Origin of the sequence: Streptosporangium sp. NPDC049376 (genome assembly GCF_044466505.1) — a bacterium.
Lineage (GTDB): Bacteria > Actinomycetota > Actinomycetes > Streptosporangiales > Streptosporangiaceae > Streptosporangium.
Window position 1 is genome coordinate 705,114 of the sequence record NZ_JBITMT010000002.1, and the last position, 21,506, is coordinate 726,619.

The window sequence follows — 21,506 nt, forward strand, 5'->3', positions numbered from 1 at the left end:
TAACCGGGCTTTAAACCCTTTTTAGCCGAAAAATCCTGTCCGTCCCGCCACGTTCCTGTCTCTGGTGCACGGCTGCCCCACGGATGGCGGCAGCCGTACGACCTGGGAAGATCTTGAGACTAGTGGAAGAAGTGCCGGGTGCCGGTGAAGTAGAGCGTGATCCCGGCGGCCTCGGCCGCGGCGATCACCTCGGGGTCGCGGATGGAGCCGCCCGGCTCGACGACCGCGGTGATCCCGGCGGCGACGAGCAGTTCGAGGCCGTCGGCGAACGGGAAGTACGCGTCGGAGGCCGCGACCGACCCCTTGGCGCGCTCACCGGCGCGGGCGACGGCCAGCCGTGCCGAGTCGACCCGGTTGACCTGCCCCATGCCGACGCCGACGCTCGCGCCGCCGGAGGCCAGCAGGATCGCGTTCGACTTCACCGAACGGCTGGCCCGCCAGGCGAAGGCCAGGTCGGCCAGGACCTCCGGCGAGGCCGCCGCCCCCGCCTTGAGCTCCCAGGTGGCGGGGTCGTCACCGGGGGCGTCCACCCTGTCGGTCGTCTGCACCAGCAGGCCACCGTCGATCCGGCGGAACTCGGCCTTGTTGTCCGGCCCCTTCGGGCAGGCCAGCAGACGGATGCTCTTCTTCGCGGTGAGCAGCGTCAGCGCCTCGGGAGTGAACGACGGGGCCACCACGACCTCGGTGAACACCTCGGCGATCTGCCCGGCGAGCTCCTCGGTGACCTCACCGTTGACCGCGATCACCCCGCCGTAGGCCGAGACCGGGTCGCAGGCGTGCGCCTTGCGGTGCGCCTCGGCGACGTCGGCGCCGACCGCGATGCCGCAGGGGTTCTGGTGCTTGATGATCGCGACCGCGGGCTCGGCGAAGTCCCACGCGGCCCGCCACGCGGCGTCGGCGTCGAGGTAGTTGTTGTACGACATCTCCTTGCCGTGCAGCTGCTCGGCGTTGGCCAGGCCGTCCCGCTGGCCGGAGTAGAGGGCCGCGCCCTGGTGCGGGTTCTCGCCGTAGCGCAGCGGCGTCCTGAGCGTCCAGGCCGCGCCCATGTAGGTGGGCCAGGCGCCCTCCTCTGCGGCGTAGACGTTGGCGAACCAGGAGGCGACCGCCGTGTCGTAGGCGGCGGTGTGGGCGTAGGCGGAGGCGGCGAGACGACGGCGCTCGGTGACGGTGAAACCACCGGCCGCGACCGCGGCGAGCACGTCGCCGTAGACGGCCGGGTCCACCACGACCGCGGCGGTGCCGTGGTTCTTGGCCGCGGCGCGGATCATCGCCGGGCCGCCGATGTCGATCTGCTCGACGCACTCGGCGTCGGAGGCACCGGAGGCGACGGTCTCCTGGAACGGGTACAGGTTGACCACGACGAGCTCGAACGGCTCGATCTCCAGCTCTTCGAGCTGCTTGACGTGGGCCGGGTTGCCGCTGTCGGCCAGCAGGCCCGCGTGCACCCTCGGGTGCAGGGTCTTGACGCGGCCGTCCAGGCACTCGGGGAACCCGGTGAGCGACTCGACCGGGGTGACGGGAACACCGAACGAGGCGATCGTCGCGGCGGTGCCGCCGGTGGAGACGATCTCCACGCCTGCGGCGTCGAGTCCGCGGGCCAGCTCCTCCAGCCCGCTCTTGTCATACACCGCGATCAACGCGCGCCTGATGGCGATGCGGGTCACTTCGTGGTCCTCCTGTTTTGTTCAGATTTTCCGGCCGTCCGGCTCATCCGCCGGATCGTCCGAGACGTACGGTCCGTCCGGTCACCGTCCAGCCCTCCCGGGCCAGCCTGCCGACGGTCTCGACGAGCAGCCTCCGCTCGACGACCTTGATGCGCTCGTGCAGCGTCTCCTCGTCGTCGCCGTCGAGCACGGCCACCGCCTCCTGGGCGACGATCGGCCCGCTGTCCACCCCGGCGTCGGCCAGGATCACCGTGCAGCCGGTGACGCGGACGCCGTAGGCGAGGGCGTCGCGGACACCGTGGGCGCCGGGGAAGGACGGCAGCAGCGCGGGATGGGTGTTGACCATGGTGAAGGAGGTCGTGGACGGCTCACCGAGGATCTTCATGAACCCGGCGAGGATCACCAGGTCGGGCCGGTGCTCGGCGATCCTCTCGGCGATCGCCCTGTCCCACGCGGCCCGGTCCTCGTGGTCGGGCAGCCGCTCCACGAAGGTCGGCACTCCCGCGCGCTCGGCGCGGGCCAGTCCTTCGATGCCGTGCCGGTCGGCTCCGACCGCGACGATGCGGGCCCCGTACGCCTCATCGGCCGAAGCGTCCAGCAGGGCCTGTAGGTTGGTTCCAGAACCGGATACGAGGACCACAAGCCGAGCGGCCTGGGATGACACCGACGCACTCCTTTCGGACGGGACTCACGCCGCTGCAAGGGTATCGGCCTGTGCGCTCGTACGACGCAAGGAGGTCCGTTGACGTCACCCGTCCAGGCACGGCCTGCGGAAAGCGCGGGGCGCAGGGCGCTGTGGCTCGCGTTCGCCTCCGTGGTGATGACGTTCCTGCTCCCTCTCGCCGGCCTTGTCATGTCGATATTCGCGCTGGTCGTCTCGATCCGCGCGATCCCCGCCCTGCGTTCGGTCTCCAAGCCGACCGGTACGGCCGTCGCCGGGATCGTCCTGTCGGCCCTGGCGCTGCCGATCTCCCTGTCGATGGCGGCGATGCAGCTCTATCTCAGTGACGAGCTCTCGGCCTACGCCAACTGCCGCGCGGGGGCGGGCACCGTCGCCGCGCAGCAGGACTGCGTCCAGCAGCTCGAACAGGCGCTGCAGAAGAAGATGCCCTTCCTGCAACCCGGCGACATCCGGTTCCCCTTCACTCCGTAGGAACCCTCACGGCCACAACCCGGTCAGCTCAAGGGCCTGCCCGGGTGAGGTGGCGTGCCGTACGCCGGGCAGCGGGGCGCCGTCGCGGTCGAGGACGCGCCAGCCGCCGAGCTGGACCACCGGGGCGCGTCCCCCGCGCATGGTCAGGGCCAGCTCGGACAGCGTGCCCCACGAGCCGCCGACGACGATCACGGCGTCCCCCGAGTTGACGACGACGGCGTTGCGCGCCTCGCCGAGGCCGGTGGGGATCACGACGCTCAGGTCGGGGTTGGCCTGCCACCGGTCGGCCCTGGACAGGACGCCGACGACCGTCCCACCGGCCGACCGCGCCCCCGCCGCGACGGCGGCCATCACGCCTCCGTAGCCGCCGCAGACCACCACCGCGCCCCGCTCGGCCAGCAGCCTGCCGACCTCGCGCGCGTCGGCCTCCTCCTGGGGCGTGCAGTCGCCGGGACCGCAGACCGCCACCTGAACCGCCATCGCGCTCCCCCGTCGTCGCCGCGCCCGCCCCGGTACGGCCCCGTGGCGTAGGCAAAGTGTCCCCCGCCGGGCGGTTCCCGTCAGCCGAAGACGCTGAAGGTCTCCTCGGCGCGGCCCCGGGTCGCGTACATCTCCCAGGCGGCGTCGGCGAGCGCGTCGGGGTCGAGGGTCATGCCCGCCACGGGGCCGTACCGCTCCGGCTGGGAGGAGACCATCCCGTGGATGTCGCCGCGTTCGACGACACCGCCGATGACCAGGCAGCCCGCGTAGACCCCCGTCTCGGTCAGGGCCGTGTTGAGGGTCACCGCGTAGGTGCGCAGGGCCGCCGACAGGATCGCCAGGTTGCCGAGGGCGGGCATCGGCATGACGGCGCTGAGCCCGGTGGCGAACAGCAGGCCGCCCTCACCGCGTTCGATCATGCCGGGCAGGACTCGCCGGGTCACCTCGACGGCGGGGTAGGCCCACTCCATCGCCCGCCGGACGTCCTCCGGCCCGGCCTGGAGGATCGGGACGGGGTGGGACTCGGGGTCGGTCGAACCCGGCCCGTAGTAGACCATCCCGACGGGGCCGTGCCGTTCGACGACCGTGTCCAGGACGGACAGCAGGCGGTCGTGGTCGCGCACGTCGGCGGTGAACGCCTCGGCCCTGATCCCGGCGTCGGCGAGCGAGGAGACATATCCGGCGTGTCTGGCGTCGCTTCTGGACACCAGGACGACGGGGTGGCCCTCGCGGCCGAGCCGGTGCGCGATGGACATGCCGAGGCCGGGCCCCACTCCGATGACGACCGCGACTCCACGTGAAGCGGACATGGCTGCGCCTTCCTTCCCCAGATAGGTTGAGGGAACCCTCAGTTTAAAAGTTGAGGGAAGCCTCAATTTCTTGCGAAGGTACCATGAAATCGAGGCTTCCCTCGACTTTTCGTGGGATCCGCACTTCGAGGGGACTGACGACACATGGCGCTCCAAGCCCGGCCTGCGAGGCCGCTGCGTGCCGACGCCGTACGCAACCGCGACAGGTTGCTGGCAGCCGCCAAGCAGGTGTTCGGCGAGCGCGGGCTCGACGCGCCGCTTGAGGAGATCGCCCGCAGGGCCGAGGTCAGCATCGGCACGCTCTACAACCACTTCCCCACCCGGGAGGCGTTCTTCGACGCGATCCTCCCCGAGCGGCTGGCCGCCCTGGAACGCATCGCCGCGGCGGCGATGGCCGACCCCGACCCCTGGCGCGGCTTCACCGGCTTCCTTGAGGGGCTGTTCGCGCTCCAGGCCGAGGACCAGGGACTGAACGACGCGATGGCCCGGCGGCTGCCGCTGAGCGAGGGGGTGCTCGCCTCCTGCCACCAAGGCTTCGAACTCGCCGGTCAGGTCGTCGAACGCGCCAAGGAGAGCGGCACGCTGCGCGCGGACTTCGAGATGCGGGACCTGCCCCTGCTGGTCTGGGCCATGTCCCAGGTGATCCGCGAGTCGATGGGGGTCGCACCCCAGGCCTGGCGGCGTTGCCTGTCGTTCTTCCTTGACGGCCTGCGCGCCGAGACCGCCCACCCGCTCCCCGTCCCCGCCATGGCCGATGAGCAACTCGACGCGATCAGACTGCGGACGACGCCGGGGAGCTAGGACGACGGGGGCGCGGCGGCAAGCACTTCCCCAGCAAATGCCGCCGCGCCTTTTGCGCACGATCCAACCGCGAGGGCCGAATCACACTCCCCAGGGGAGTACCCACAACCCACTGGTTTTCCACAGATTTCCTAGTAAACGTCCTATACCGGCCATCCGGCCTTGGTGTCAGTCGCGGTCCCAGGCGTAGGGGTCCAGGTAGATGACGTGGCCGCCCTTGTCGTCCGACTCGTCGACGATGTCACGCCGGGGTGGGCGCGGAGGCTCCCGGTCGACCGGTTTCGACGGGCTCTCCGCGGCGGCCGAGGCGTGCTCGTCCTGCCAGTCGTCCCTGATGACCGGGATCGGCTGGGTCTCGCACTCGGTGGCGTCCAGCCAGTGGCCGGGCAGCCTGCCCAGCTCCTCGGGATCGGCGAGGCCGACCTTGCTCGCCACGGTGCCCGCGGCCTTGGCGATCTTGACACCCGCCTTGCGGACCGGGGCGGTCGCCGTACCGACCCTCTCGGCGGCCCTGGCGACGGCGGTGTTCTGACCCCGGAAGATCAGCCACCAGTTGGCCAGTCCCGCGGAGATCCCCGCGGCGACACCGACCTCCAGGGTGACCGAGAGCATCACCTCCCAGGCCGCGGGGCCGACCATGGTGAGCCGTGTGCCACCGAGCGGACCCCCGGACAGCGCCGCCAGCGCCCCGGCCACCGCGCCCGTGAACAGCCCGCAGGCGAACCCCCACAGCGGGGCGCCCTCGTAGGTCGGCGAGGGCGCGATCCTGACGCTCAGGACGCCCGCGACCGCCCCCGCCGCGAACGGCAGCGCGACCACCACCATCACCCACGCCGGAGTGGGACCGGCCTCGGGAAGCGCCCCCAGGATCGGCAGGCTGGGCACGACGCCGAGCTGGACCCCCGTCGGGGCGACCAGCGTCCCCGCGCCCACGGCGAAACCGGGGCCCGCGGTGTAGGCCATGCCCCAGACGATCGCGTTCGGTAGGTAGAGCACCTGGATCAGCAGGAGCAGCAACCCCCCGACGAAGCCGGGAGCCAGGATCTCCGACAACGCCCTGACCTGCGAGAAGTTCGCCACGAGCGCGCCGGTCACCAGGACCGTGCCCGCCACGAGCATGATCCCCAGCGCGGCGGCCGAGCTGATCAGGGCCGCGCGCAGGCGCTCGGGCAGCAACCTCAGCATCGCCCGCCACGGCCCGATCGCCCTGGCCGTGGCCAGCGAGCCCGCGGCGAAGGCCAGCAGCAGGTGGCTGAGCAGCGTCTCACCGATGAACGGCTGGGTGACCTCGTTGTCGGTGATCAGCGCGATCACCCCCGCCAGCAGCGCGTACGGCGCCGCCAGTGAGACACCCGCCTGGGCGACCAGCACGAGCTGCGCCCTGCGCCGGGCGTTGGCCTCGTCCTTCGGGCTGTTCTTCGGCAGTCTGGCGGGCATCCTGAGCCGCAGGTCGGCGTCCCTGGTCATCCAGACGCCCGCGCGGTAGAGCAGGAAGGCGGGCAGGACCGTCAGCCCCAGGGGAAGCAGCCCGATGACCCCGCCGGAGATGGAGAACCCCGCGTGGTGGGCCACCAGCCACAACTGCGCCGCCGTACGGAAGACCCCGGGCAGGCCGCTGCTGAACGCGCCCCTCGGGGAGGCGATCCAGCCGACCAGGGTGAAGGTGGTGAGCACCGCGAGACCCACGCCGAGCGTCCACACCGCGGCGAGCATCCCCGAGACGGGAAGCGGCCTGCGGACGTCGTCGTCGTCACCAGTGACGCCGGGCAGGGGGATACGGCTGAGGACGTTCCGGGGAGCCGTCCGTAGCTGGTCGAGAAGGGCCGTCACAATAGTCGATGGTCTCAGGATCTTCCACGGGGAAGGCACTCATCGCCCCGCGTGTCGCGGCGCCGTACGGGCTGATGTGCGTCCGGGGTGTGCGAACGGCCCCGCCCGGCCGACAACCCCACGCGGCCGGGAACCTCGCGCGTCCGATGATCCACGCGGCCGGGGACGCCGGAAACAGGGAAAGGCGCCCGTCGAGGACGGGCGCCTTCACCTGTGGCCTGCCGGGATGTCCTAGCGGGCCTGCATGACCTCGCGCATCAGGCGGGCGGTCTCGCTCGGGGTCTTGCCGACGCGCACGCCGACCTTCTCCAGAGCCTCCTTCTTCGCCTGGGCGGTTCCGGCCGAGCCGGACACGATCGCGCCCGCGTGACCCATGGTCTTGCCCTCGGGGGCGGTGAAGCCCGCGACGTAGGCGACGACCGGCTTGGTCACGTGCTGCTCGATGTAGGCGGCGGCGCGCTCCTCGGCGTCTCCGCCGATCTCACCGATCATCACGATCGCGTCGGTCGCCGGGTCGTCCTGGAAGGCCTGGAGGGCGTCGATGTGCGTGGTGCCGATGACCGGGTCGCCACCGATGCCGACGGCGGTCGAGAAGCCGAAGTCACGCAGCTCGTACATGAGCTGGTAGGTCAGCGTGCCGGACTTGGACACCAGGCCGATACGGCCCGCGGTGGTGATGTCGGCCGGGATGATGCCCGCGTTGGAGGCGCCGGGGGAGGCGATACCGGGGCAGTTGGGGCCGATGATGCGGGTCTTGTTGCCCTTGGCGACGGCGTAGGCCCAGAACTCGGTGGTGTCGTGGACCGGGACGCCCTCGGTGATGACCACGCAGAGCGGGATCTCGGCGTCGACGGCCTCCTTGACCGCGTCCTTGGTGAACGCCGGGGGCACGAACACGACCGAGACGTCGGCGCCGGTCTGCTCGATGGCCTCCTTGACGGTGCCGAAGACGGGCAGGCCCTCGTGGACGGTCCCGGCCTTACGGGCGTTGACGCCGCCGACGACGCGGGCGCCGGAGGCGAGCATGCGGCGGGTGTGCTTGGTGCCCTCGCCGCCGGTCATGCCCTGAACAATGATCTTGCTGTTCTCGGTCAGCCAGATAGCCATTACGCACCTACCGCGGCGAGCTCGGCGGCGCGCTTGGCCGCATCGTCCATCGTGTCGACAAGCTCGACGCCCTTGAGGTTGGCGTCGGCGAGGATCTTCCGTCCGAGGTCGGCGTTGTTGCCGTCGAGACGGACGACCAGGGGGCGGCTGACGGCCTCGCCGCGGCTCTCCAGGAGCTGGAAGGCGGACACGACGCCGTTGGCGACCGCGTCACAGGCGGTGATGCCGCCGAAGACGTTGACGAAGATCGACTTGACCGAGGGGTCGGAGAGGATGATCTCCAGACCCGCCGCCATGACCTCGGCCGAGGCGCCGCCGCCGATGTCGAGGAAGTTGGCGGGCTTGGGCTGGCCGGGGAAGGCCTCGCCCGCGTAGGCGACGACGTCGAGGGTGGACATGACCAGGCCCGCGCCGTTGCCGATGATGCCGACGCTGCCGTCGAGCTTGACGTAGTTGAGGTCCTTGGCCTTGGCCGCGGCCTCAAGCGGGTCCTCGGCGGCCTTGTCCTCGAAAACCGAGTGCTCGGCCTGGCGGAAGGAGGCGTTGTCGTCGAGGGTGACCTTGCCGTCGAGGGCCTTCACCTGGCCGTCGGCGGACAGGATCATCGGGTTGACCTCGACCAGGGAGGCGTCCTCGTCGACGAAGGCGGCCCACAGCTTCTCGATGAGCTCGGCGGCGCCGTCGAGCGCGACCTCGGGCAGGCCGCCCGCGACCGCGATCTCACGGGCCTTGGCGCGGTCGACGCCGTCCAGCGGGGAGACCGGGACCTTGGCGACCTTCTCCGGGGCGGTGTGCGCGACCTCCTCGATGTCCATGCCGCCGGCGGCGGAGCAGATGGCGAGGAAGGTACGGTTCGCACGGTCGAGCAGGAAGGAGAAGTAGTACTCCTCCGCGATCGCGCTGGCCTCCTCGATCAGGACCTTGTGGACCGTGTGGCCCTTGATGTCCATGCCGAGGATCTGGGTGGCCTTCTGCTCGGCGTCGGCGGCGTCGTCGGCGACCTTGACGCCGCCCGCCTTACCCCGGCCACCGGTCTTGACCTGTGCCTTGACGACGACACGGCCGGTCAGCTGCTCGGCTGCCGCTCGTGCCTCCTCCACGGTGTGCGCGACGATACCGCGCGGCACCGGGATGCCGTACTCCGCGAAGAGCTCCTTCGCCTGATGTTCGAACAGGTCCACGAGGGTCCGTCCTTGCTTGTGCGGCTGGTGTACAGAATGTGGGCGGGCCGGCTCCTCGCTCTCATGGGGGAGCCCGGCGTCTTTGCGCCAAAGAAGCCTAGCCTCCCGAGGGGCGTGGCCAGGTCACCGGGTCCTCGCGGACGAAAGGGCCCTCTTCGCGCGGGACGGAATCATACGCGGGACGGGATCGCGCTTCGCACCCAATCGACGATCTCCTGGGTGGTCGCTCCCGGGGTGAAGACCCGGGCGACCCCCATGCGCTCCAGCTCGGGCATGTCCTCATCGGGGATGATGCCGCCGCCGAACACCACGATGTCGCTCGCGTCGTTCTCCGCCAGCAGCTCGATGACCTTGGCGAAGAGTGTCATGTGCGCCCCGGACAGGACGGAGAGACCGACCGCCGCGGCGTCCTCCTGGATGGCGGTGCGCACGATCTGCTCGGGCGTCTGGTGCAGGCCGGTGTAGACGACCTCCATCCCGGCGTCCCGCAGTGCCCGCGCCACGATCTTCACGCCCCGGTCGTGCCCGTCAAGGCCGGGTTTGGCGATGACCACGCGAATCCTCGACTCGGCTTCCATGCAGACCTCCTTGTCCGCGCTCCACGCGCTACGGAAGAGCTGTTCGCAGCGTAACCGGCGATGCCCCGCCGGATTTCACGGGACCACCGGAAATCTCGACACATTCATGATCATTGTCTGGAATGATGCCTTTCCCTCCCCTTGTGAAAACTGATGTACAGGACGGTGAACCCCATGAGGCGATGGATCGCCCCGCTGGCCGCGGCGCTGCTCGCGCCGGCGCTGACCATCACGGCTCCGGCCGCCGCGCAGGCCGCCGCCGTCGACCCGGTGAAGGCGCTCAGGCAACGGCTGGCGTCCTGGGACGGCGTCCGCATCGCCGAGTCGGGCCAGGCCCCCTCGGCGGGCGGCACCCTGAGCTCGCGCCGCACGGGTGTCCTGCGCCTGTCCCCCTCGGGTCTCGCGGGCCTGGACGTCGTACGGCGGGACGTCTCAAGAACCGTCTCCGGCGGCAGAACCGAACTGCGCGCGGAGCGTGTGATCACCGTCGGCGGGGTGAACTACACCTCCTCCCCCCGTTTCGCGGACCGGCTCCCCCACGGCAAGGCCTGGGTCAGCGACACCCGCAGGAACACCCGCTGGGAGGTCCTCCTCGGCGACCAGGCGGTCAACGCGCTCGAACCCTCAACCCTGGGCCTCCTGCTTCGCACCGCGAAGGACCGCCTGCCGTACAAGGGCGGTGTCCAGTACCGGGGCACGGTCACCCTGAAGCGGTTGTACGACGCCTCCCCCTCCTTCAGGGAGCGCCGGGGCTACACGCTGCCCGTCGAGACGGGCCGCCTTTCGGTCGGCTGGCGGCTGTGGCTCGACACCCGCGGGCTGCCCACCCGCCTGGTGACCAAGGACCCGCACGGCAGTGACGACATCCGCTACACCGGCTGGGGCACCGGGATCGTCGTGACCGCCCCGCCCGCGGACCAGGTCGTCGACGCCCGTCACCTCGGCTCAGGCGCCGCGATCGAGCGCACGCCGAACTCCCCCGCCGAGGGGGCCAGGTCGGGTGCCGGACGCGAGGACGCGCCGTCCCCCCGAGGCGACGCCGGGACCTCCGATGTCGAGGCCCCCGTCGTCGATGCCCCCGTCGAGAACCGGGAGTCGGCCGTCGGCGCCTCCGGCCGCGGTTGACGACCGCCGGGCTCACCGGATCTCGCGTGCAACCGCGGAATCCATAAAGGCGGAAAGCGAATCACGGCCGCCGAATGCCCGGCCGTTCTCTCCGAGCAGGCCTTTCGCATATCGCCTCCGGTGGCATTCCCGTCCGTCTCGGTTGGACGCCGCGTCCCGCCCGGTTCGGCGCCGCACTCGCCTGTCGGACGCCACGCCCCGTCACCGCCCCGCCGCCCCGCTCCGGCCGCCCGCCGTACGGCTCACGCGTCTGCCTGGTCCTGGGCGGTGCTGAGTGGGCGAGGGCGGCGGCGGGGCTCACGGAAGGTGACCGGAAAGACACTGCACCAAATATTCACAACTAACTACGAATAAGCCATCAGATATCGCATTTTATGATGATCATATCTGATATGAATACCCTGAACCCTCCCGAACGGGGCGGAGGGTATATCCAGGAGGAATCCCCCTTTGAAGCGATACATTGCCGGTCTGGCGTGCGCGGCCATGGCCGTGGTGAGCGTCCCCGCGCTCGCGTCGACCGCGCACGCCAAGGCCGCCGACCCGGTCGCCGCGCTGAAGAGCAAGCTCGTCAGCGGCCAGGGTGTGACCTTCGTCGACAAGACGAAGATCTACGCCAAGGGCCAGAAGAGCACGATCGCCGCCGACCGTAAGGGCGTCCTGCAGTTCGGCCCTTCAGGTGTCGTCGCGTCCGACCAGACCGGGAAGTACCGGATCGACGAGGAGACCCTCAAGATGATTGAGGAGTTCTCCAGCCCCGGCGAGGACGGTGAGGAGGACCCCTTCATCAGACTGGTCAAGGCCATGACCAAGCCCGAGCAGGTGGTCCGCCTCGGAAAGACGACCTACGTCTCGGGTGGCGCCTTCGGCGAGTTCATCCCCGAGGGCAAGACCTGGATCCGCTTCCCCCAGGACACACTCGGCATAGTCGGCGCGGTGACCCAGTCGGTCAACGCCGCCGAGCCCACGACGCTCAAGGCGCTGCTCGCGCACGCCACCACCAAGCGCGCCGGGTTCTACGCCGGGAAGATCACCTGGGGTGAACTGGCCAAGGTCTCGCCGTGGTTCCGCGCCTCGCAGAGCACCGCACTGACCGAGACCGCGGGCAAGACCGTGATGAACTGGAAGCTCTACGTCGGCGCCGACCAGCTCCCCAGGCGCCTGACGACCAGCTACACCCAGGGCAAGAGGACGACGACGGTCTACGACACCGTCTACAGCGGCTGGGGCAGCATCGTGTCGATCGAGGCGCCCGAGCCCGAGACCGTCGCCGAGCTCAAGGACCTGCAGCTGACCAAGCCCGAGGCCCAGGTCTCGATCCTGCGCGGTCAGGTGAACTCCTTCGTCGACCGCCCGGGGACGGGCTCTGCCCGGAACCACTGATCCGGAAAGACGGCGAACATGTACGTGCCCGGCGGACCGTGTCCGCCGGGCACGTCTCGTTGATCCCCTGGGTGGGCGACAATCTCCTCACCCCCCTGCGACGACGCGGGGACACCCCGGGAGGATCTTCTCGATGAGGCGAACGACCGCCGTCCTGACCGGTGCCGCCCTCACGGCCCTGGCATTCCCCCTGCTGGTGGCGGCCCCGCCCGCCAACGCCCTCGCCGCCGATCCCGTGGCGGCGTTGAAGGGGCGGTTCAAGGCCGGGCACGGGGTGAGGATCGTCGAAAGGGCCAAGCTCGTCGGCGACGGCGGAAACCCGCGCACGGTGTACGGCCGGGTCAAGGGCGTGCTGGAGTTCGGCCCCTCGGGGGTCGTGGCGTCCGACCTGACCGGTTCCTTCGAGCTGCCCGCCGAGGAGGGCACGCCCTCCGAGCCGTTCGCCCCCTCCCGGACGGTCACCGTGAAGGGTGTCTCCTACACCCAGGGCGGCGTCTACGCCGGTTCCCTTCCCGAGGGGAAGAAGTGGCTGCGCAGCCGTGACGACGTCCTCTCCACGACCAACCCCGCGCAGCGGCTGTTCAACCCCCTGGAGCCCGCGACGCTGCGGGCCGCGCTCGCCCACGCGGGCCCGGGCCGTCCCGGCGGCACCCTGGACGGCACCAGGACCGTCGTCCGCTCCGGCTCCTTCACCCTGGGCGAGCTGTACCGGATCTCCCCGTCGGCCCGCGCGGTGCTCGGGGCCAAGCCCTCGGCCAAGTCGGCCCCGCTCAAGGTGAGCTGGCGGCTCTATCTCGGCGCCGACCAGCTCCCCCGGCGTGCCGTCTCGTCGTACGTCCAGTCCGTACGGGGCCTGACCAGCGTCGACGTCACCTATCTCAACGACACCCAGTACGGCGGCTGGGGCCTGCGCTCGACGCTCAAGGCCCCGCCCGCCGCCGAGGTCGCCGACTTCGACGAGCTGAGGATCGGCGACGCCGACCCCGGGAACGTCTCCCTCAACAACCTGTTCACCGGGTGAACCGGGGTCAGAGCTTCTCGATCGGCGCGTAGGTCAGCAGCAGGGTCTTCTCCCCGCCGCTACCGAAGTCGATCTTCGCCTTGGTCTTCTCCGCCACCCCGTCGACCGAGACGACCGTGCCCAGGCCGAACTGGTCGTGGGTGACCCGGTCGCCGGGGGCCAGGTTGGGGACCTGCCGCCCGCCTGACTTCCTTGGCTGGGCGGGACGTGCCTCACGGCGGGTCGTCGCGGCGCTCCAGGCGCTCTTGCCGGGATCGCCGCGCCACTCGACCAGGTCGGCCGGGATCTCGGTGACGAACCGGGAGGCCGGGTTGAAGGCGGGGGCGCCCCAGGAGCTGCGGACGGCGGCGCGGGAGAGGTACAGCCGCCGTTCGGCCCGGGTGATGCCGACGTAGGCCAGTCTGCGCTCCTCCTCAAGCTCCTTGGGCTCGCCCAGCGAACGCATGTGCGGGAAGACGCCGTCCTCCATGCCGGTCAGGAAGACCACGGGGAACTCCAGCCCCTTGGCCGTGTGCAGCGTCATCAGCGTGACCACACCCTGGCCTCCGTCACCGGCCGGGATCTGGTCGGCGTCGGCCACCAGCGAGACCTGTTCGAGGAACTCGACCAGCGTGCCCTCGGGGTTGGCCTCCTCGAACTCGGAGGCGACCGAGACCATCTCGTCGAGGTTCTCCAGGCGGCTCTCGTCCTGCGGGTCCTCCGAGGCGGCCAGCTCGGCGCGGTAGCCGGTGGCCTCAAGCACCTCCTGGGCCAGCTCCGAGGGCGGCGTCGTCTCCGCCTTGGCGAGCAGGCCGTCGAGCAGCGCGACGAAGTCCTTGATCGCGTTGAGCGAGCGGGTGGCCATGCCCGGTGCCTCGTCGGCCCGGCGCAGCCCCTCCCAGAACGAGACGCGCTCACGGGAGGCGAACGCCTCGACCATGGCCTCGGCCCGCTCGCCGATGCCGCGCTTGGGCACGTTGAGGATGCGGCGCAGTGAGACCACGTCGTTCGGGTTGGCCAGGGCCCTGAGGTAGGCCAGCAGGTCGCGGACCTCCTTGCGCTCGTAGAAGCGCACCCCTCCGACCACCTTGTACGGCAGGCCGGTCCTGATGAAGATCTCCTCGAAGACCCGGGAGGCCGCGTTGGTGCGGTAGAACACGGCCACCTGGCCGGGGACGACCTCCTCGTCGTCGGCGAGCCTGTCCACCTCCTGGGCGACGAACATGGCCTCGTCGTGCTCGTTGTCCGCGACGTAACCGATGATCTTCGGCCCCGCGCCCTGGTCGGACCAGAGGTTCTTCGGCTTGCGGCTCTCGTTGCGCGAGATCACCGCGTTCGCCGCGCTGAGGATCGTCTGGGTCGAGCGGTAGTTCTGTTCGAGCAGGATCGTCCTGGCGTCGGGGTAGTCGCGCTCGAACTCCAGGATGTTGCGGATCGTCGCGCCGCGGAAGGCGTAGATCGACTGGTCGGCGTCGCCGACGACGCACAGCTCGGCGGGGTCGACGGTGCCCTCCCTGACCACCTCGCCGTCCGCGGTGACCAGCTCGGGAGAGCCGACCAGCTCTCTGACCAGGGTGTACTGGGCGTGGTTGGTGTCCTGGTACTCGTCGACCATGACGTGCCGCCAGCGGCGCCGGTAGTGCTCGGCGACGTCGGGGAAGATCTGCAACAGCGTGACCGTCAGCATGATGAGGTCGTCGAAGTCCATCGCGCCGGCCTCGGTGAGCCTGCGCTGGTAGTTGCGGTAGGCCTCGGCGAGGGTGCGCTCCAGGTGGGTGCCCGCCTGGGCCGCGGCCGTCTCGTAGTCGATCAGCTCGTTCTTGAAGTTGCTGACCTGCGCCGAGAAGGAGCGCGGCGGGTAACGCTTGGGGTCGAGGTCCATCTCCCTGCAGACCATGGCCATCAGCCGCTGGGAGTCGGCCTGGTCGTAGATGGAGAAGCTCGTGGGGAAGCCGAGCCGCTTGGCCTCCCTGCGCAGGATGCGCACGCACGCGCTGTGGAAGGTCATCACCCACATCGAGGCCGAACGCGGGCCGATGAGGGCGTCGATCCGGTCCTTCATCTCCCTGGCGGCCTTGTTGGTGAAGGTGATGGCCAGGATCTCCTGCGGCCTGACGTCACGCTCGGCCAGGAGGTAGGCGATGCGGTGCGTCAGCACCCGTGTCTTGCCGGAGCCCGCGCCCGCGACGATGAGCAGGGGGGCGCCGTGGTGCACGACGGCCTCACGCTGCTGGGGATTGAGCCCGTCGAGCAACGGGTGGGTCAGGGGAGCGGCTGGGATCGACACGTCCCCTAGGGTAAGGCGGCCCGCCGACAGCCGGGTCCAGGAATGTGGGCGGGCCGGTGGACGGTTATGAGAATTCATCAGTACGTGAACGACACGAGGGGGCGCACATGTTGTCGGAGAGCGAGATCGAGCGGGTGCTCGTGGTCACCGCCCACCCTGACGACGTCGACTTCGGCGCGGCGGGCTCGATCGCGCGTTTCACCGACCGTGGTGTCGAGGTGACGTACTGCGTCGTCACGGACGGCGACGCGGGGGGCTTCGACCGGGAGGTGGACAACGGCGGGATGGCCGAGTTGCGCCGTGGCGAGCAGACCGCGGCCGCCAAGGCCGTCGGCGTGACCGACGTGCGTTTCCTGGGCTACCCGGACGGCTCCGTGGTGCAGAGTCTCGACCTGCGGCGTGACATCGCCCGGGTCATCCGCCAGGTCAGGCCCGACCTGGTGATCACCCACTCGCCGGAGCGCAACTACCGTTTCGTCGCCCCCAGCCACCCCGACCACCGGGCCGTCGGCGGGGCCGCGCTCGACGCCGTCTACCCCGACGCCCGCAACCCCTACGCCTTCCCCGAGCTCCTCCTCCAGGAGGGTCTTGAGGCGTGGACGGTCAGGGAGGTCTGGCTCAACGGCTCGCCGACCCCGGACCACCACGTGGACATCACCGAGACCGTGGACCGCAAGATCAACGCGCTGCGCGCCCACGCCAGCCAGGTGAGTCACATGGACGACCTCGACGGCTTCGTGCGCGACCGGTTCGGCCAGACTGCGGTCACGGCGGGCTTCGGCGAGGGCCGTTACGCGGAGGCCTTCCAGCGCGTCCTGACCGTCTGACCTCCGGCCTGCGAGCCGTACCCCTTCGGCGGAGTCCGAGGCCGCTCGCGTGGGCGGGCGGCCTCCTCCCGTCCGCGTCGAGTGCCCGGAGACCGTCTTACGACCGCGGTGACCGCGAAGGAGTCCGAGAAGGCCGCAGCGTGTCCTGACCGTCTGAGACCACGATCGCGTTCGTCTCTTGTAAGCTTTGCCCACATTACCTAGTATTCAGGTAGGTAATGCATGCTTAACGACCGGATGGAGACAAACGTGCGCAAGAAAGTCCTCGCCACCGCAGTCGTCGCCCTCGCCGGCATGTTCACGAGCCTGCCAGCCGGTGCCGTCACCGCGGGCCAGGGCGCGCCGGGGGTCGGCGACCCCTACTACCCCGACTACGGCAACGGCGGATACGACGTCGCCCACTACGACCTGAGACTGAAATACCAGCCCGCCGACGACCACTTGGAGGGCACGGCGACCATCACGGCCACCGCGACCCAGGACCTGACCCGCTTCAACCTCGACTTCGCGCTGACGGTCAGCGAGGTCCTGGTCAACAACCGCAAGGCGACCTTCGCCCGGTCCGGCGCCCACGAGCTTGAGATCACCCCGGCGCTGCCCCTGCGCAGGAACCAGCCCGTCACCGTCGTGGTGAGATACGCGGGCACGCCGTCCCAGGTGACGGTCAACGGCATCAACCCCTGGCTGCGCACCCCCGACGGCGGTGTGGCGGCGGGCGAGCCCGAGGGCTCCTGGTGGTGGTTCCCGAGCAACGACCACCCCTCGGACAAGGCGACCTACGACGTCTCCGTCCTCGTCCCCGACGGCACCCAGGCCATCAGCAACGGCACGCTGCAGTCGGCCGTCTCCCGCCTCGGCTGGACCCGCTACAACTGGCGTTCCTCCAAGCCCCAGGCGACCTACCTGACCACCCTCGCGGTCGGCAGGTTCGAGATCGTCACGGACACCACGGAGAGCGGCCTTCCGGTCTTCAGCGCCTACAGCAGGGACCTCGGCGCCGACGAGGGCGCGGCCAAGGCGAGCGTCGGGCGCGCCGCGGAGATCCTCGACTGGGAGACCGGGGTCTTCGGCCCCTACCCGTTCGACGCGATCGGCGGCTACGTCCCCAACGTGCCCACCGGCTACGCCCTGGAGACCCAGACCAGGCCCTTCTACAGCCCGCGTCACTTCCGCAGCGGGGCCAACCCCTACGTGGTGGTGCACGAGCAGGCGCACCAGTGGTTCGGCGACGACGTCTCGGTGAGGACCTGGCGCGACATCTGGCTCAACGAGGGCTTCGCACGTTACGCCGAGTGGCTCTGGTCGGAGAAGGAGGGCGAGGGGACGGCCGCGGAACTGGCCGCCTACACCTACGGCTTCTACCCGGCGGACAACCCGTTCTGGCAGGTCAGGCCGGGCGACCCGGGTGCTGAGAACCAGTTCCACGCCGCGGTGTACAACCGGGGCGCCATCGCCCTGCAGGCCCTGCGCGGCGAGGTCGGCGACCAGACCTTCTTCAAGATCCTCAAGGGCTGGCCCGTGGCCAACAAGTACGGCAACGCCCGCGTCGAGGACTTCGTCGCCTACGCCGGACGCCTGGCCGGCAGGCCGCTGGACGACCTGTTCAGGACCTGGCTGTTCACCGCGGGCAAGCCCGCCTCGCCCCCGGTGGCGGCCAACGCCCGCAGCGCCGCCCCCACCGGCCCGCTCCAGGAGCCCCGGTCCTGGAAGAAGATCCAGCGCGAGGGCCTGTCCGACCACGCCGAACACTGACCCGCGCGTCCCGGCGCGGAACACGGAAAGGAGGGATGCCGTTCACGCACCCAAAGGAATCCGCTGAGCACGCACGTCCCACGGTCCCCGTGTCCCTCTCAGGGCGCGGGGACCGTCACGTCAGCGAGAGGTGTCGGCGGGGGCCAGCCGCGCGAACAGGTAGCCGAGCGAGTTGGTCGCCACGTGCAGCAGCGACGGCGCGGCCAGGCCTCCCCTGCGCCGTAGCTCGCAGAACACGACCCCGGCGAGCGCCGTCGCGACCACGGAACCGGCGACCGCCCGGGAGACCTCCCGCGTGGACGGCTTGCCCGGCGTGGGGTCCTCCCCCGCGGCCAGGCGACCGAGGGCCGGGTTCGCGGTCAGCATGTCGATCGCGGGCAGCACGTGCCAGAGGCCGAACAGGGCCGAGGAGACCGCGGTCGCCGTGACGGGCCCGTGCGAACGGGCGACGAGGGCGTGCACCACCCCGCGGAAGCCGACCTCCTCAAGCAGGACCGTGCCGAACGGCACCTGGATCAGGGCCTCCTCGGCCACCCTGGCCGGTGAGAGCGCCAGCGCCCGCTCGTCGCGGAAGAACCCGCGGGTGGCGGGCAGCGCGATCCCCACCCCGTAGGCCCCGGCGACCGCGGAGGCCAGGACGCCCCCGATCAACAGGCCGCGGGAACCCTCCTGGAAGCCGACCTCCGACCAGGAGACCCCACGGCGGCGGGCGACCGCGAGCAGGACGCCGACCGTGGCGGCCGAGGTCAGCGGGGCCAGCCTCGGCGCGACCCGGTTGTTGAGCACGTTGGCCGCCGCCAGCACGGCGACCGCCCCCGCCAGCGCGGCCCGCTGCCGCTGCCTGACGGGCGCGACCCGCTCGCGCGCCGCCCGCCGTACCGCCTTGAAGGTCCTGAAGCCCATGCTCTCCGGATGCACGCGTCGCGTCATCCCGCCTCCGTCCCTGCCAGTTCCGGGATGGGTCATCCGGCCTCGGGCCGCCGCCACCCTGCCGGGAAGCGCAGCCCGCGCCGTTCCTGAACGGTGAGACCACCCCAGATGCCCTCGGGTTCGGCCGCCCTCAGCGCGTAGGCACGGCACTCGCCCAGGACCGGGCAGCCGGAGCAGACCGCCTTCGCCCGCGCCTCCTGTTCGACCGCCTGCGCCAGCGGGAAGAACAGCTCGGGATCGCTCGCACGACACGCCCCCCGTACGGCCCAGCCGATCTCCCCGACCATCTTCCGCATGACATCACCCCCTGGTGGACCACCGATCAACAGACTAGGCGGACCGGGGTGACGCCGACATCAACCTCGTGGCGGATTTCCGGGTAGGCGCCGCGGCGTACCCGGCGCCCAGAACGGTGCTCCGGACAGGGGCTCGGTTCAGGGGCTCAGTTCAGGGGCCAGGCGTGGACCGGCTCGTTGGTGTGCATGTGCTCGATGTAGCGCAGGGTCATCCGGCGCAGCGCCTCGTGCCGGTCGAGGCAGTCGGTCGCCTCAAGGGCCTCGACCGTGCCGGTCTGCCACCTGGCCCCGGTCCTGCCCGTCACGCACCGCCGTTCGACGATGGTGAGCAGCCTGTCGCGTATCTCCGCGTCCACGCCCCGCAGCCGGAGGCCCTCGTCGGCGATCGGCAGCAGGCGGCGCAGGATCAGGTCCGAGGCGGTCACCTCGCCCTCCCCCGGCCAGTAGAGGCGGGCGCCGAGACCGTGCCTGGCGGCGGAGTGCAGGTTGTCCCGCGCGGCGGAGAAGGGCATGCGCGTCCAGATCGGCCGCTCGGCCTCGGTGAGCACGCGCATGAGGCCGTAGTAGAAGGCCGCGTTCGCCGCGATGTCGGCCACCGAGGGCCCGGCGGGCAGCACCCGGTTCTCCACCCTCAGGTGCGGGACGCCGTCCACGACCGCGTAGATCGGCCGGTTCCAGCGGTAGACGGTCCCGTTGTGCAGAGTCAGCTCGGCCAGTTCGGGCGGGACGCCCCGGTCGAGTTCCTCCTGCGGGTCCGCCTCCTCGCACAGGGGCAGCAGCGGCGGGAAGTAGCGGACGTTCTCCTCGAACAGGTCGAAGACCGAGGTGATCCACCGTTCGCCGAACCACACCCTCGGCCGCACCCCCTGGGCCCGCAGCTCGACGGGACGGGTGTCGGTCGCCTGCTCGAACAGCGGGATCCTGGTCTCCTGCCACAGGAGCCTGCCGAACAGGAAGGGCGAGTTGGCCGCGACCGCCACCTGCGGCCCGGCGACGGCCTGGGCGGCGTTCCAGGTGGCCGCGAACGCCGAGGGCGCCACCTGGAGGTGGAGCTGGAGGCTCGTGCAGGCGGCCTCGGGCGTGATGCTGTCGGCGTAGGTGTCGAGGCTCTCCCCGCCCTCGATCGACAGGTGCATGTCCTCACCCCTGGCCGCGAAGATCTGCTCGTTGAGCAGCCGGTAGCGGGGGTTGGCCGACAGCGTCCCCTCGTGCACGTCGCTCTCGCGCAGCGTGGGCAGGATCCCGACCATCACCAGGTGGCCGCCGACCGTGTCGGCCCGCTCCTCGGCGTGGTTGAGCCGGTCGCGCACCGCCTTCTCCAGGCGTACGGCGCCGTCCCCCTCAAGCGGCTCGGGCAGGACGTTGATCTCGACGTTGAACTGGCCCAGCTCCGTCGCCCAGTCCGGTTGGGCGATCGCCGCCAGCACCTCGGCGTTCTTCATCGTGGGCTCACCCCGGTCGTCGACCAGGTTGAGCTCTATCTCCAGACCCGCCCGTGGCCTGTCGGCCTCGAACCTGAACTCACGCAGCATCCGCGCCAGCGCGTCGAGGGACCGCCGGATCTTGTCCCGGTAGCGTCGGCGGTCCTCCCGGCTGAACACCATGGCAGGTACGTCACGACCCATACATCGCAGAGTCGCACATAAGTTACATATAGTACAGATCACACCAGACGGCGCGCGGTCGCCCATCGTGACAGTTCGTGCCTGTTGGAGAGCTGAAGCTTACGCAGGACGGACGAAACGTGCGTCTCAACCGTCTTCACCGAGATGAACAGCTCCTTCGCGATCTCCTTGTAGGCGTAGCCCCTGGCGATCAGGCGCAGCACCTCACGCTCCCGCTGGGTCAGCGAGTCGAGTTCGGGGTCGATCGGCGGGGCCTCGCTGGAGGCGAAGGCGTCCAGCACGAAACCCGCCAGACGCGGGGAGAAGACCGCGTCGCCCTCGGCGACCCTGCGGATCGCGTCGGTCAGCTCACGCCCGCTGATGGTCTTGGTGACGTAGCCCCTCGCGCCACCCCGGATCACGCCGATGACGTCCTCGGCCGCGTCGGAGACGGAAAGGGCCAGGAACCGTACCGGCGAACCCGACCCGAGCACCCGGCGCAGCACCTCCTGGCCGCCGCCGCCCGGCATGTGCACATCCAGCAGCACCACGTCGGGCTGCAGCTCGGCGATGGCCTTGACCGCCGACTCCACGTCCTCGGCCTCACCGATCACCTCGACCGAGTCGCCCAGCTCGGCGCGGACGCCCGAGCGGAAGAGCCGGTGGTCGTCGACGATCAGAACCCTGACGGTGCTCACG

At 70.4% G+C, this 21,506-nt stretch carries 20 protein-coding genes; 7 read left to right on the forward strand and 13 right to left on the reverse strand.

The genetic code is table 11. From position 1 onward, the window contains the following. Positions 1 to 119: 119 nt before the first annotated feature. Both purH and purN read right to left on the reverse strand, forming a co-directional pair. The gene (gene purH, locus ACIBVQ_RS08620; RefSeq protein WP_352010082.1) at positions 120 to 1,664 is read right to left on the reverse strand and encodes a bifunctional phosphoribosylaminoimidazolecarboxamide formyltransferase/IMP cyclohydrolase; all 1,545 of its coding nucleotides are present in this window, start codon (positions 1,662 to 1,664) and stop codon (positions 120 to 122) included. A 43-nt stretch (positions 1,665 to 1,707) separates the two neighbouring features. Beyond that, complete coding sequence (purN, locus tag ACIBVQ_RS08625; RefSeq protein WP_352010083.1) at positions 1,708 to 2,328, reverse strand: phosphoribosylglycinamide formyltransferase; 621 nt, start codon at positions 2,326 to 2,328, stop codon at positions 1,708 to 1,710. A 78-nt stretch (positions 2,329 to 2,406) separates the two neighbouring features. Here purN and ACIBVQ_RS08630 point away from each other — a divergent pair, with 78 nt between their 5' ends. Next, positions 2,407 to 2,817, forward strand: coding sequence for a hypothetical protein (locus ACIBVQ_RS08630; protein ID WP_352010084.1), 411 nt, complete (start codon positions 2,407 to 2,409; stop codon positions 2,815 to 2,817). Between the two features lie 6 nt (positions 2,818 to 2,823). Here the strand turns inward: ACIBVQ_RS08630 and ACIBVQ_RS08635 are convergent, their stop codons facing one another. Together ACIBVQ_RS08635 and ACIBVQ_RS08640 are read right to left on the reverse strand one after the other, a co-directional pair. Continuing rightward, on the reverse strand, positions 2,824 to 3,297 hold the full coding sequence (locus tag ACIBVQ_RS08635) for a TIGR00725 family protein (protein WP_390036582.1): 474 nt from the start codon (positions 3,295 to 3,297) through the stop codon (positions 2,824 to 2,826). 80 nt (positions 3,298 to 3,377) lie between these two features. Continuing rightward, positions 3,378 to 4,106 carry an SDR family NAD(P)-dependent oxidoreductase gene (locus ACIBVQ_RS08640; protein WP_399176473.1) on the reverse strand — a complete coding sequence of 243 codons (729 nt, stop codon included), beginning with the start codon at positions 4,104 to 4,106 and terminating at the stop codon, positions 3,378 to 3,380. A gap of 144 nt (positions 4,107 to 4,250) precedes the next feature. On the opposite strand from ACIBVQ_RS08640, the gene ACIBVQ_RS08645 reads away from it, so the two are divergent. Continuing rightward, entirely contained in the window at positions 4,251 to 4,907 is a 657-nt protein-coding gene (locus ACIBVQ_RS08645; protein WP_399176475.1) for a TetR/AcrR family transcriptional regulator, read from the forward strand. Between the two features lie 168 nt (positions 4,908 to 5,075). On the opposite strand, the gene ACIBVQ_RS08650 is transcribed toward ACIBVQ_RS08645, so the two are convergent. The 4 genes from ACIBVQ_RS08650 to ACIBVQ_RS08665 form a co-directional block, all read right to left on the reverse strand. Beyond that, positions 5,076 to 6,737 (reverse strand): DUF6350 family protein, encoded by a 1,662-nt coding sequence (locus tag ACIBVQ_RS08650; protein ID WP_399176476.1) that lies wholly within the window; start codon positions 6,735 to 6,737, stop codon positions 5,076 to 5,078. 231 nt (positions 6,738 to 6,968) lie between these two features. Continuing rightward, entirely contained in the window at positions 6,969 to 7,844 is an 876-nt protein-coding gene (sucD, locus tag ACIBVQ_RS08655; RefSeq protein WP_352010089.1) for a succinate--CoA ligase subunit alpha, read from the reverse strand. After that, a complete protein-coding gene (gene sucC / locus ACIBVQ_RS08660; protein WP_352010090.1) occupies positions 7,844 to 9,025 on the reverse strand; it encodes an ADP-forming succinate--CoA ligase subunit beta in 1,182 nt (393 codons plus the stop codon). The genes sucD and sucC overlap by 1 nt, the downstream gene beginning before the upstream one ends. A gap of 170 nt (positions 9,026 to 9,195) precedes the next feature. Continuing rightward, positions 9,196 to 9,603, reverse strand: coding sequence for a cobalamin B12-binding domain-containing protein (locus ACIBVQ_RS08665; RefSeq protein WP_184712787.1), 408 nt, complete (start codon positions 9,601 to 9,603; stop codon positions 9,196 to 9,198). Positions 9,604 to 9,777: 174 nt separating this feature from the next. On the opposite strand from ACIBVQ_RS08665, the gene ACIBVQ_RS08670 reads away from it, so the two are divergent. The 3 genes from ACIBVQ_RS08670 to ACIBVQ_RS08680 all read left to right on the forward strand — a co-directional run bounded on the left by ACIBVQ_RS08670 (position 9,778) and on the right by ACIBVQ_RS08680 (position 13,132). After that, complete coding sequence (locus ACIBVQ_RS08670) at positions 9,778 to 10,728, forward strand: hypothetical protein (protein WP_399176479.1); 951 nt, start codon at positions 9,778 to 9,780, stop codon at positions 10,726 to 10,728. A gap of 450 nt (positions 10,729 to 11,178) precedes the next feature. After that, complete coding sequence (locus tag ACIBVQ_RS08675; protein ID WP_399176481.1) at positions 11,179 to 12,111, forward strand: hypothetical protein; 933 nt, start codon at positions 11,179 to 11,181, stop codon at positions 12,109 to 12,111. 133 nt (positions 12,112 to 12,244) lie between these two features. Then, positions 12,245 to 13,132: a hypothetical protein gene (locus tag ACIBVQ_RS08680; protein WP_399176483.1), complete on the forward strand. Its 888-nt coding sequence runs from the start codon at positions 12,245 to 12,247 to the stop codon at positions 13,130 to 13,132. Positions 13,133 to 13,139: 7 nt separating this feature from the next. Here ACIBVQ_RS08680 and pcrA read toward each other — a convergent pair whose 3' ends face one another. Continuing rightward, a complete protein-coding gene (gene pcrA / locus ACIBVQ_RS08685) occupies positions 13,140 to 15,365 on the reverse strand; it encodes a DNA helicase PcrA (RefSeq protein ID WP_399176682.1) in 2,226 nt (741 codons plus the stop codon). Between the two features lie 140 nt (positions 15,366 to 15,505). Between pcrA and ACIBVQ_RS08690 the strand changes: the two genes are divergently transcribed. Beyond that, entirely contained in the window at positions 15,506 to 16,225 is a 720-nt protein-coding gene (locus ACIBVQ_RS08690) for a PIG-L deacetylase family protein (protein ID WP_352010095.1), read from the forward strand. 249 nt (positions 16,226 to 16,474) lie between these two features. After that, the gene (locus ACIBVQ_RS08695) at positions 16,475 to 17,977 is read left to right on the forward strand and encodes a M1 family metallopeptidase (protein ID WP_362916147.1); all 1,503 of its coding nucleotides are present in this window, start codon (positions 16,475 to 16,477) and stop codon (positions 17,975 to 17,977) included. 120 nt (positions 17,978 to 18,097) lie between these two features. Here ACIBVQ_RS08695 and ACIBVQ_RS08700 read toward each other — a convergent pair whose 3' ends face one another. From ACIBVQ_RS08700 to ACIBVQ_RS08715, 4 genes are all read right to left on the reverse strand, one after another. After that, positions 18,098 to 18,907, reverse strand: coding sequence for a CPBP family intramembrane glutamic endopeptidase (locus ACIBVQ_RS08700; protein ID WP_362916149.1), 810 nt, complete (start codon positions 18,905 to 18,907; stop codon positions 18,098 to 18,100). A 32-nt stretch (positions 18,908 to 18,939) separates the two neighbouring features. After that, positions 18,940 to 19,203, reverse strand: a complete 264-nt coding sequence (locus ACIBVQ_RS08705; protein ID WP_352010098.1) for a WhiB family transcriptional regulator — start codon at positions 19,201 to 19,203, stop codon at positions 18,940 to 18,942. 146 nt (positions 19,204 to 19,349) lie between these two features. Continuing rightward, complete coding sequence (locus ACIBVQ_RS08710; RefSeq protein ID WP_399176486.1) at positions 19,350 to 20,828, reverse strand: glutamate--cysteine ligase; 1,479 nt, start codon at positions 20,826 to 20,828, stop codon at positions 19,350 to 19,352. A gap of 38 nt (positions 20,829 to 20,866) precedes the next feature. Then, positions 20,867 to 21,505 carry a response regulator transcription factor gene (locus ACIBVQ_RS08715; RefSeq protein WP_352010100.1) on the reverse strand — a complete coding sequence of 213 codons (639 nt, stop codon included), beginning with the start codon at positions 21,503 to 21,505 and terminating at the stop codon, positions 20,867 to 20,869. Between the last annotated feature and the right edge of the window lies 1 nt (position 21,506).

What these genes read in the sequence shown, in the direction of transcription:
- ACIBVQ_RS08670 (WP_399176479.1), top strand. Translation starts at nt 9,778, where the DNA reads ATGAGGCGATGGATCGCCCCGCTGGCCGCGGCGCTGCTCGCGCCGGCG.
- ACIBVQ_RS08690 (WP_352010095.1), top strand. Translation starts at nt 15,506, where the DNA reads ATGTTGTCGGAGAGCGAGATCGAGCGGGTGCTCGTGGTCACCGCCCAC.
- ACIBVQ_RS08705 (WP_352010098.1), bottom strand. Translation starts at nt 19,203, where the DNA reads ATGCGGAAGATGGTCGGGGAGATCGGCTGGGCCGTACGGGGGGCGTGT.
- ACIBVQ_RS08665 (WP_184712787.1), bottom strand. Translation starts at nt 9,603, where the DNA reads ATGGAAGCCGAGTCGAGGATTCGCGTGGTCATCGCCAAACCCGGCCTT.
- ACIBVQ_RS08710 (WP_399176486.1), bottom strand. Translation starts at nt 20,828, where the DNA reads ATGGGTCGTGACGTACCTGCCATGGTGTTCAGCCGGGAGGACCGCCGA.
- ACIBVQ_RS08640 (WP_399176473.1), bottom strand. Translation starts at nt 4,106, where the DNA reads ATGTCCGCTTCACGTGGAGTCGCGGTCGTCATCGGAGTGGGGCCCGGC.
- ACIBVQ_RS08680 (WP_399176483.1), top strand. Translation starts at nt 12,245, where the DNA reads ATGAGGCGAACGACCGCCGTCCTGACCGGTGCCGCCCTCACGGCCCTG.
- ACIBVQ_RS08645 (WP_399176475.1), top strand. Translation starts at nt 4,251, where the DNA reads ATGGCGCTCCAAGCCCGGCCTGCGAGGCCGCTGCGTGCCGACGCCGTA.
- ACIBVQ_RS08700 (WP_362916149.1), bottom strand. Translation starts at nt 18,907, where the DNA reads ATGACGCGACGCGTGCATCCGGAGAGCATGGGCTTCAGGACCTTCAAG.
- sucD (WP_352010089.1), bottom strand. Translation starts at nt 7,844, where the DNA reads ATGGCTATCTGGCTGACCGAGAACAGCAAGATCATTGTTCAGGGCATG.
- ACIBVQ_RS08635 (WP_390036582.1), bottom strand. Translation starts at nt 3,297, where the DNA reads ATGGCGGTTCAGGTGGCGGTCTGCGGTCCCGGCGACTGCACGCCCCAG.